The sequence below is a fragment of the Thiohalocapsa sp. genome (assembly GCF_019695415.1).
Classification (GTDB): Bacteria; Pseudomonadota; Gammaproteobacteria; order Chromatiales; family Chromatiaceae; genus Thiohalocapsa.
In genome coordinates this window covers 1-9565 of record NZ_JAIFKJ010000417.1, presented here as the reverse complement: position 1 = coordinate 9565, position 9565 = coordinate 1, and the positions used below count along the sequence as shown (strand labels likewise).

The 9565-nt window shown below is 67.3% G+C and carries 10 protein-coding genes; 6 read left to right on the top strand and 4 right to left on the bottom strand.

Features of this window, described 5'->3' with window-relative positions:
- Positions 1 to 154: 154 nt before the first annotated feature.
- The 4 genes from I6U14_RS11940 to I6U14_RS11930 form a co-directional block, all read right to left on the bottom strand.
- Positions 155 to 1654, bottom strand: a complete 1500-nt coding sequence (locus I6U14_RS11940; protein ID WP_296899604.1) for an RsmB/NOP family class I SAM-dependent RNA methyltransferase — start codon at positions 1652 to 1654, stop codon at positions 155 to 157.
- Positions 1654 to 2328, bottom strand: coding sequence for a RimK family alpha-L-glutamate ligase (locus I6U14_RS18305; RefSeq protein WP_367115661.1), 675 nt, complete (start codon positions 2326 to 2328; stop codon positions 1654 to 1656). The genes I6U14_RS11940 and I6U14_RS18305 overlap by 1 nt, the downstream gene beginning before the upstream one ends.
- Before the next feature lie 279 nt (positions 2329 to 2607).
- Positions 2608 to 3183 (bottom strand): RimK-like ATPgrasp N-terminal domain-containing protein, encoded by a 576-nt coding sequence (locus tag I6U14_RS18300; RefSeq protein ID WP_367115660.1) that lies wholly within the window; start codon positions 3181 to 3183, stop codon positions 2608 to 2610.
- On the bottom strand, positions 3176 to 3946 hold the full coding sequence (locus tag I6U14_RS11930) for a peptidase C39 family protein (RefSeq protein ID WP_367115659.1): 771 nt from the start codon (positions 3944 to 3946) through the stop codon (positions 3176 to 3178). Before I6U14_RS11930 ends, I6U14_RS18300 begins: the two co-directional genes overlap by 8 nt.
- Before the next feature lie 146 nt (positions 3947 to 4092).
- Here I6U14_RS11930 and argE point away from each other — a divergent pair, with 146 nt between their 5' ends.
- From argE to I6U14_RS11900, 6 genes are all read left to right on the top strand, one after another.
- On the top strand, positions 4093 to 5262 hold the full coding sequence (gene argE / locus I6U14_RS11925; RefSeq protein WP_296899603.1) for an acetylornithine deacetylase: 1170 nt from the start codon (positions 4093 to 4095) through the stop codon (positions 5260 to 5262).
- Positions 5263 to 5407: 145 nt separating this feature from the next.
- The gene (locus I6U14_RS11920) at positions 5408 to 5890 is read left to right on the top strand and encodes a Crp/Fnr family transcriptional regulator (RefSeq protein WP_296899602.1); all 483 of its coding nucleotides are present in this window, start codon (positions 5408 to 5410) and stop codon (positions 5888 to 5890) included.
- A gap of 81 nt (positions 5891 to 5971) precedes the next feature.
- Complete coding sequence (locus I6U14_RS11915; protein ID WP_296899601.1) at positions 5972 to 6136, top strand: hypothetical protein; 165 nt, start codon at positions 5972 to 5974, stop codon at positions 6134 to 6136.
- Positions 6133 to 6561 (top strand): DUF4399 domain-containing protein, encoded by a 429-nt coding sequence (locus tag I6U14_RS11910; RefSeq protein ID WP_296899600.1) that lies wholly within the window; start codon positions 6133 to 6135, stop codon positions 6559 to 6561. The genes I6U14_RS11915 and I6U14_RS11910 overlap by 4 nt, the downstream gene beginning before the upstream one ends.
- Positions 6562 to 6865: 304 nt before the next feature.
- Entirely contained in the window at positions 6866 to 7147 is a 282-nt protein-coding gene (locus I6U14_RS11905; RefSeq protein ID WP_296899599.1) for a hypothetical protein, read from the top strand.
- Between the two features lie 946 nt (positions 7148 to 8093).
- On the top strand, positions 8094 to 9104 hold the full coding sequence (locus I6U14_RS11900) for a sodium-dependent bicarbonate transport family permease (RefSeq protein ID WP_296899598.1): 1011 nt from the start codon (positions 8094 to 8096) through the stop codon (positions 9102 to 9104).
- Positions 9105 to 9565: the final 461 nt, after the last annotated feature.

Below are 9565 nucleotides of genomic sequence, written 5' to 3'. Positions count from 1 at the left end.
AATCAGACGGAGCCGGGCCTATTCAGACATTGGGCGGTTTCCCGGCTCCTTCATTGTCAGCGACTTGCGTCGCTGAAAATGGCGGGGCGTCCTGCCCCGCGCGGGAAGCGCCAATAAATCGGCGCTTCCCTAAGCGCTGAGCCGCGGGTCCAAATCACCCCGCTGCCGTGCACCCGCTCCATTTGCGCGGGAACAGGCTCTCGAGTTCCCCGGAGCGGTGCAGCACCGCAACGCCGAGGGGGTGCCCGCGATGGCGGACGATCACCTGCCCCGGTCGACAGCTCGCCCGCTGCGCGACCGTGGGCGTCAGCGTCTGCCGCCGCAGGTAGGCATCGCGGGCGTCCGGTGCATCCAGGTCCAGCACCTGGCGGGTGGCCTGCCGACCGAGCAGCAGTGCACCCGCGGTGGTGAGCTTGGGCGGGCGGATGTTGGTGCGATGAAAAAAGAGCCCGCTGCCTTCGGGCCGCGGTGCCACCGGCGGCGCATGGTCCGGGGCCGCCAGGTGCAGCCCGCGGCGGGTCTGTCGGTGGACGCGAAACTGGATTTCGAGAGGCTCCGGAATACCGTAATGCTCCCCCAGCGCCCGACACCAATCCACATCTGCGGGCTCGAGCGCTGGGTGCAGCGGCTCCGCCTCGGGCACGCAGGACGCGGCGCCGTCCTTCTCCAGTACGGCGATGAAGAAGCCGCCGGTGTCGTTTGCGTGCGGCCAGACACGCAGGCAGCCGGCCAGCACATCCGGCAGCGCTCGGCCCTGCCAGCGGGTCACGCCCGGCCCGGACAGCAGTCCCGGCACGTGCGCCGGCAGCAGGCGGAGCCGGCCATCCTGCTCCGCCAACACGTCCGCCACCACCAGCTCGTTCTCTTCTGGCGCGAAGGTGCAGGTGGAGTAGAGGATGCGCCCGCCCGGACGACAGAGCTTCACGGCCTTGCGCAGCAATGCCCGCTGCCGGCCCGCCATGCGCGTGCTGCGCTCCGCCCCGAGCTTGGTCACCAGGCCTGGGTTGCGCCGCAGCGTGCCCTCGCTGGAGCAGGGGGCGTCCACCAAGATGCGGTCGAAGGGGCCGGCGCCCACCGGATAGTTGCCGCCGTCCCAGCGCGTGGTGGTGACATTCACCACACCCAGGCGGTCTAGGTTGCCCTGCAGCGCAGCGATACGGTCCATGGCAAAATCGTTGGCGAGCACCGTGCCGCGGTTGCCGAGGCTGAGCGCCACCTGTGCGGTCTTGCCACCAGGCGCCGCGCATAGGTCAAGCACCCGGTGCCCGGGCGCCAGATCCAGCAGCAGCACCGGCAGCTGCGAGACGGCCTCCTGCGCGTGAGCGAGCCCGGCGCAATACCACCAGTGCTGGCCGGCCTTGAAGCCCGGCGGCAGCGCGAGCGCGGTGCCCGGGGCGTCCGCGAGCCAGGGCACCGGCGAGCTCGGCACGCCCTGCTCTGCCAACAGCGCCTGCAAGGTCCCGCCGTCGGCGCGACCGGGCCGAGCCCAGAGGCAGGTGGCGAGCGGTCGCCGCAGGCTGTCGATGAAGGCATCCCAGTCGTCCACCACTTCGTCGAACAGCGGCCTGTAGCGGGCCAGCGCATGGGCGAGGCTCGCCGCTCCGGCAGGCGGTGCGGTCGTCTCCGGTCGGTCGGCGTCGCCGCCGAGCGCCATCAGTCGGCTCCCCGCGGCGTCTGGCGGGGTTGGCACTGCCGCTCCAGCCGGCTCGCGATCTCAAGCAGGATCGCTCGGTACAAGCCCGTCCCCAGCACCTTGTCCTCGACGCCCGCGTCCAGGTTCGGATTGTCGTTTACCTCGATCACCAGGGCACCGCGCACCGTAGCCTTGACGTCCACCCCGTAGAGACCGTCGCCGATGAGGTTGGCGGCCCGGAGCGCCACATCCACCACCTCCGCCGGCGCGTCCTCGACGGCGACAGTGGCGAAGCCGCCCTCGTCACGGCCGCCGTCGGCACGGTGACGCACGATCTGCCAGTGGTCCCGGCTCATGTAGTAGCGGCAGGCATAGAGGGGCCGGCGGCCGAGGATACCGATGCGCCAGTCATACTCGGTGTAGAGATACTCTTGGGCCAGGATCAGATCCGATTCCCGAAACAACCGGCTCGCGATCCGGCGCAGCTCGGGACGGTCGGCGGCCTTGAAAACGCCGCGGGAGAAGGAGCCCTCCGGGATCTTCAGCACGACGGGATAGGGTATCACCGCCTCCACATCCAGCAGGGTCTCCCGGCGCAGGATCAGTGTCCGCGGGCGCGGCACGCCGTGCGCCTCCAGCAGCTCTGCAAGGAACACCTTGTTGGTGCAGCGCAGGATGGAGACCGGATCATCCATCACCACCATGCCCTCGCTTGCCGCCTTCTTCGCGAACCGAAAGGTATGGTGGTGAATGCGCGTGGTCTCGCGGATGAGGAGCGCGTCGTACTCGGCGAGCCGGCCGAAGTCGCGGCGCGTGATGAGCTCGACATGGAGTCCGAGCTCCCGCCCCGCCTGCTGGAAGCGCTTCAGAGCCCGCGGGCAGGACGGCGCCGGGGACTCTTCAGGATCATGCAGGACCGCAATATCGAAACGCCAGCGCTGGGGCGCCCGCGGCCGCCGCCAGGGCTGGGACAGCTAGGCATCCAGCGCGGCAACGAAAGCTGGCTCCTGCGCCGCCGGCAGCCGATCCAGGGTCAGCGCACGGACGGCGGTGACCCGCCCGGCGCCGCCCTGCTGGGGCTCCCAGTCCCGGGTGTGCTTCAGTTCTAGGCGCAGCAAAGGGCAGCGGAAGGTCTCGAACGCCCGCCGCGCCAGCTGCCGGAACATCGGCTCCAGGTCCGGCTCCGCGCAGCGGCCGAACAGCACCGTGAGGCGCAACATCTGCGCCTTCTCATCCAACGGAGACGGCAAGCGCCGCAGCGGCGCCTCGAAGCTGTCCAACACGAGCCCATACAGGCCACGGCTGGAGAGATCTTGGATGGTCTCGACACTGGGGAGTACCCGATGCCCGCGCGCCTCGGCCAGCAGCGAGCAGTAGTAACCCAGGCTCAGATACCGATATCCGCGGCAGAGGTTCACCAGGTGCAGGCGCCGGCGTGCGGACCAGTCCGTGCCGCCGCTCAGGTACTCCCGCGCGCTCACCACCCTGAGCGCCGGAAAGCCAGGCCGCCAGTCCCCTGGCTGCTCCAGCAGCACCGCATGCTCAGCCATGTGTGTCAGGTACCGCCGCCGGCCTTGCCACAGCCGCTGGCAGAGACACCAGCACGACGGCCTGCAGCCCGGCCCGGCCATAGCGCGCCATGCGCCGGAACTCGGCCTGCGGGTCCAGCGTCACCGACGGGTCAAGCGCATGCATCGCCATCATCAGTGAAGACGGACCGCAAGTGAAATCCAGTGTCTGCTCGTAAAAGGGGACTCGGGCGGGCGGCTGCGCCGCGTGCGGCGAGAGCTGCTTCTCATAGCGCAGGGCCTCCATGTGGTCGTCATAGTAGTCCGACAGCACACCGAAGCGCCGGTAGCGCAGACCCTCGAACAGGCGCTGAGAGGCGATGTTGTCACGCCGGATCTCCAGGCGCAGATAGGCGCGCTCGGCATCCCAGGTGGCGCGCTCGGCGGCGGCCACCAGCGCCCGGCCAACACCGCGCCGGCGTGCGGCCGCAGCGACGGCAAGCGAGTACAACCGCGCCACCGACGTCGCGCGGTTGAACAGCACCAGCACGTAGCCAAGCAAGGGCGTCGGCACGGTCTCCGCGGTTGCCCGATCCACCGCCACCAGCAATGCCGCCTGGGCGCGGGAGAGCATATAGCGAAACTGCCGCCGGCTCAGCCGATCGCCCTGGAAGCATTGCGTCTCCAGCTTGACCAGAGCATCCAGGTCCGCCGCACGTGCCGCGCGAACCTGTACCGGAGAAAGCGGTCCGGCGGCCTGCGCCGATGCGGCCGCCGAAGCGGACGCCGGGGCCGACGAGCTCAACGAACACCCCCATTGCAAGGGTCGACCTACGACAGAATGTAGCGCAAACGCCGCCTCGGCACCGCTGCCGCAGGGTGGCGGATCGTTCGAGCCACCGCGTTGCAGCCACGGCCATACGGCGTTCACCGCAGCCACCGGAGTCGCACATGCCCGCCATCCCGCCCCGAGAGCCACCTGAGCTGATCGAGATGCTGCGTACGCTCATCGCCACGTCGAGCGTCAGCAGCGTCAAGCCGGACTGGGACCAGAGCAACCGCCCGGTGCTGGAGCCCTTGGCGGACTGGCTGGCGGCGGCGGGCTTCAAGGTGGAGTGGCTCGAGATTCCTGGGCATCCGGATAAGGCCAACCTGCTCGGCACACTGGGCAGCGGCCCAGGTGGCCTGGTGCTGGCCGGGCATTCTGACACCGTGCCTTACGATGCAGACCTGTGGCAGCACGACCCGCTCAGGCTCACCGAAGACGGCGGGCGCCTATACGGCCTTGGCACCGCGGACATGAAGTCCTTCCTCGGCCTCGCCATCGAGGCCGCCCGCGGGCTGGATGCCGCACAGCTCAAGCACCCGCTCATGATCCTCGCCACCGCCGACGAAGAGTCCGCCATGCACGGCGCCCGCGCCCTGGTGGCCGCCGGCCGCCCGCTCGGCCGCTATGCCGTCATCGGCGAGCCCACGGGCTTGCGCCCTGTCCGCGCTCACAAGGGCGTCATGGGTGAGGCGATACGGCTCGTCGGTCGCAGCGGCCACGCCAGCGACCCGAGCCTCGGCAACAACGCCATCGAGGGCATGCATGCCGTGCTGACGGCACTGCTGTCTTGGCGCGATGAGCTGAAGCAAGCGCACCGCGACCCGGCCTTCCGCGTCGCTTGGCCCACCATCAACTGCGGCCACATTCACGGTGGCGACAATTTCAACCGCATTTGCGGCCAATGCGAGCTGCATATCGACATCCGGCCCCTGCCGGGCCAAGAGCCCGATGACTTGCGGGCGGCGCTGCGCCGACGCGTCGCCGATGCGGCCGAGCCGCGCGGGCTCGCATGGCAGGTGGAGCCGCTCTTTCCGAGCATCCCGCCGGCCGATACCCCTGCCACCGCCGCCATCGTCCGCGCCGGCGAAGAGCTCACGGGCCATGCGGCGGAGGCCGTGAGCTTCGGCACCGAGGCGCCCTTCTTCAGCGCGCTCGGCATGGAGACCATGGTCCTGGGCCCCGGCGACGTGGACCAGGCGCATCAGCCGGACGAGTATCTCGCCATCGAGCGCATCGAGCCCATGCTCGGCATGCTGCGGGGGCTGATCCGGCGCTTCTGTTTGGGCGGCTGAGCTGTATCGACAACGGGCCTGTTCGCTGCACGGCGCCCCGGCATGCCGTCACACAACCTGCCGTCACATTCCCACGCTAAACTGGCGGAAGTACCGCCGGCCAAGCCTGGCCGACGTGATTTTGCGCAAATCCAGGCAGTAACCCATGCAACAACTCGACATCGCCAAAGCCCTGTCCCAATCCACCCTCGGCGCCGAGCTGACGCCCGATGAGTGCGCTGCGCTGGCCGCCGTCATGGGCGTGCAGGCCGTGCCCGCAGGCGAGACCCTGGTGCACGAGGGCGAGCAGCGTCGCACACTCTTCGTACTCGCCCGCGGCAGGCTGAACGTGTGCAAGGAGGTGAACGGCCAGGAAGAGACCGTCTACCAGATGCGCGTCGGCGAGTGCGCCGGCACCCGCGCCTTCATCGACGGCTCGCCACGCAAGGCCGCCCTCTGCACGGACACCGACAGCCTGGTGCTGACGCTGGAACCGGAGGCCTTTGAAGGTCTTATCGAGAGCCAGCCGCGGCTGGTTTACAAGATCATGCGCGCCATCTTCCGCATCACCCATTCCAACCTCATGCGGGTGAACCTGGAGAGCGCGGAGCTGCGCAATTACATGATGCAGTCTGGGGGGCGGTACTGAGGAGAGGTTCGAGGAGCTAGGGGCGAGCGGCGAGGAAGATCGAGCGCCTTCATACCACGCCGAGCACGCATCACTCGGCACTTGATCCTCGGCACGCGTTACTCGATTGCCGCGCTGCTTAACAAACTGTTGCAGCTCGCCGCAGATTTCCGCTTGCTGACGCCCTTGCTGCGGGCCATCGCCGGCGCCAAATCACGCCCCTGCGGACAGACCGCAGCTCAAAAAACAGAGAGGAGATTCAGATGATGTTCCGCCTCCCCACCGCCGCATTCGTGGCGGCCCCCCTTGCGCTGGCAGCCTTCACGGCCTTCGCCGAGATCGAACGCACGCCGTCTCCGGAAGGCGCCAAGGTGTACTTCATCGAGCCCACCGATGGTGCCACTGTACCGCAGACCTTCACGGTCAAGTTCGGTCTCGAGAACATGGGCGTCGCACCCGCCGGCACCGACACGCCGGCCACAGGCCATCATCACCTGCTCATCGACCAGGAGCTGCCGCCCTTTGACCAGCCCATCGGCGGCGATGTCAAGCACTTCGGCGGCGGGCAGACGCAAACCGAGGTGACGCTGGAGCCCGGCACGCACACCCTTCAGCTGATCCTGGGCGACATGAAGCACGTCCCGCACGACCCGCCCATCTACTCCGAGCAGATCACAGTCACCGTGGAGTGAGCGGCGCCCGGCGGGTGAGGCGGCATCCGGCCGCCACCCCGGAGCGATCGCTTTAACCCGCCGCACCTGCGGCCGATAGCCTGCACGCCAGCGGCGTCGAGGCTGTCGGCTGCACGTCTCCGGTGGGAGCCGGCGGGCCCCTGCTTGACAGCCGAGGCCGGTAATTTCTGACAGAAGCGCTGAGCAAAGGTTACCTCCACACCGGCGCCCCGTTCCCTAAGCTGATCTCCAAGGTCGAACAGCGACCTGCGGCATCCAACACCGGGGCCGTACTGCAACCACAGCACCATTGGAGATCGCCATCATGACCAAGACCCTTACCGTCGCTATCCTGTGCCTGGTCGGCAGCGTCGCGGCCACCGCCTCCCTGCTGTACGAGCCGAAGCTGCCGGGCCACGCAGCAGCGAGCGTCGCGGAGAGTGAGCCGGATGCCCGCCGCGGTACCCGGGCCCCGCTGGCGGTCGACACGGATATCGAGCCCACCGTTGGCGATCAGCCTCGCCGCGGGGAGCGCGGCGCCTTCGAGATCGCTGGCAATGCCACGCCCGAGCGCAGCGGTGACGGCCTCCGCCGCGGCAGCCGCTGACACACCTCGCCAACGCGCCGCCAGAGCGGCGCGGCAGGCATTGCGGCGCCGGGTATACCGGGATATACCGGAACGAACCACAAATACCCCAGCTGCAGCGGCTGGATCGGCGACGATCACTCAATCGGCCTCAATCCACCGCAGCGGCGGCAGGCTGCCTGGGCTTGGGCTTACCGCCGAGCAGGACTTTGACGCGCTCGCGGAGGCCCTAGAAGCACGCCGGGTGTGCCCCCAGCCCGCGCCGCCGCAGCGGGCTTATTGTCGCGCAACTGCTGACCTGTTCAGCGATGGCCCGTCGCCGGCGCTTTGACAACTCCTGATGCCGGAATCACGCGACGGCACCCCAATCCAGCCCCGCTGAAGCGCCAGGCGATGCGGCTCACGCAACCACCACAACGGCGTCTTCGCGGTCGCCTTGAGCTCGACGGCCTCCCCCGTCGACGGCAGCTGTGGCGCCACGGCGGCCGGCGAGTGGGCGACGAGCTCCCATGCCGGACTTGCCGTTGCCGCCAGGAGCAAGCCAACAGCCGCCAACCCAGTCAAGCCCAAATTCATTTCTGTCACCTCGTGTTGTCTCTGTCGCCCCGGAGCGTCAGTCAGCGTGCGACCATCGGCACGACGTCGGGCTGATCAACGGCGAGCATCGGTCCGCTGCCCGCAGTCTCAAACGGCTTTCGACGCGTCATCCATCGGTTTTCGCGAACCAATAGCCTGGACACAATGACCATGCTCAGGCTTCGCCAATGAATAAGCGCTGATTTGCTGATTTATTTGCGCTTTCGTCTTTGAGTCCTTATCTTCGGCGCCCAATGCAAGGCGTCTGCGCCGCATTGGACCCCAGTCCGCTGCCGCTCTGTCGCTTGCTTGCATCGACTCACCCAGGATCCGAGGCAACGGTTGCCTCATGTCCTGATACCAATGATCGTGACTTGAGAGGAGTGACAACGTGGATGCGCTGATGGACTTCCTACTGCGCTTCGCCTCGCAATTGCAGTCGCCGACGCTCGGCTTTCTGCTCGGCGGGATGATCATTGCCGCCCTCGGCAGCCGGCTCGAGATTCCCGATGCCATCTACAAGTTCATCGTCTTCATGCTGCTCATGAAGGTCGGGCTCAAGGGCGGCATGAAGATCCGCGAGGCGGAACTGGGTGAAATGCTGCTGCCCGCGCTATTCGCGGTGGCGATGGGCATTCTTATCGTCGTCATCGGGCGCTATACGCTGGCTATGCTGCCGAGCGTAAAGCGCGAGGACGGCATTGCCACCGCCGGGCTCTTCGGCGCCGTCAGCGGCTCCACGCTCGCGGCCGCCCTGGCCGTGCTGGAAGCAGAGAACATGCCTTATGAGGCCTGGTCCGTTGCCCTGTATCCCTTCATGGACATCCCGGCGCTCGTGACCGCCATCGTGCTCGCGAGCGTCTACCTCAATAAGCAGCGCGGCGGCAGCCGAGGCGAATCGGTCAAGATCTGGCCCATCGTCAAGGAGAGTCTGCAAGGCTCGGCACTGTCGGCGCTGCTGCTCGGCATTGCGCTGGGACTGGTGACAAATCCGGCCCCGGTCTACGACAGCTTCTTCGAGCCCCTCTTCCGCGGCCTGCTGTCGGTGCTGATGCTGGTGATGGGGATGGAGGCCTGGGCGCGGGTTAACGAGCTGCGCAGAGTGGCCCATTGGTATGCGGTCTATGCCGTGGTAGCCCCGTTGACGCACGGACTCATCGCGTTCGGGCTCGGCTGGATTGCCCATGTCACGACAGGCTTCAGCCCCGGCGGCGTCGTGGTGTTGGCTGTGATCGCCGGCTCCAGCTCGGACATCTCCGGGCCACCGACCCTAAGAGCGGGTATTCCTTCAGCCAATCCGTCTGCGTACGTAGGAGCATCCACGGCTGTCGGCACGCCGGTGGCCATTGCACTGGGCATCCCGCTGTACATCGGTTTGGCGCAAGCCCTGATGGGAAGCTGAGCCCTGTCGACCTGCCAGCACTCTGAGAAGATGCTGATTGATTGGGCATCCTGCCCAATCAATCAGACGGAGCCGAGCCCGTCCAGACATTGGGCGGTTTCCCGGCGCCTTCATTCTTGGCGACTTACGTCGCCGACAATGGCGAGGCGCCCTGCCCCGCACGGGGGGCGCCAGAAAATCGGCGCTTCACTAAGCCGTGGCAACATTGTGCCGCGACGGCCTGGGCACCAACCACGGCCTGAATCTGCTCACAGCAGGTTCGGGCCGTTTTTTTTCGTCGCGTATCAATCCGCGCCACCGGCACCGACAAAAGCACCGAGGCAAAAAAAGCCGGGCGCTTGGCCCGGCTCCTGAAACCATTGGCGGTCCAGCTCGTCAGAACTTATGCGCGCGCAGCACCTCTGCTTCGTGGATATAGGTAATGCCGGAATAATTGTCGAAGAACCTGCTGGCCACTTCAT

What these genes read in the sequence shown, in the direction of transcription:
- I6U14_RS11920 (WP_296899602.1), top strand. Translation starts at nt 5,408, where the DNA reads ATGCAACAACTCGACATCGCCAAAGCCCTGTCCCAATCCACCCTCGGC.
- I6U14_RS18300 (WP_367115660.1), bottom strand. Translation starts at nt 3,183, where the DNA reads ATGGCTGAGCATGCGGTGCTGCTGGAGCAGCCAGGGGACTGGCGGCCT.
- I6U14_RS11910 (WP_296899600.1), top strand. Translation starts at nt 6,133, where the DNA reads ATGATGTTCCGCCTCCCCACCGCCGCATTCGTGGCGGCCCCCCTTGCG.
- I6U14_RS18305 (WP_367115661.1), bottom strand. Translation starts at nt 2,328, where the DNA reads ATGGATGATCCGGTCTCCATCCTGCGCTGCACCAACAAGGTGTTCCTT.
- I6U14_RS11940 (WP_296899604.1), bottom strand. Translation starts at nt 1,654, where the DNA reads ATGGCGCTCGGCGGCGACGCCGACCGACCGGAGACGACCGCACCGCCT.
- argE (WP_296899603.1), top strand. Translation starts at nt 4,093, where the DNA reads ATGCCCGCCATCCCGCCCCGAGAGCCACCTGAGCTGATCGAGATGCTG.
- I6U14_RS11905 (WP_296899599.1), top strand. Translation starts at nt 6,866, where the DNA reads ATGACCAAGACCCTTACCGTCGCTATCCTGTGCCTGGTCGGCAGCGTC.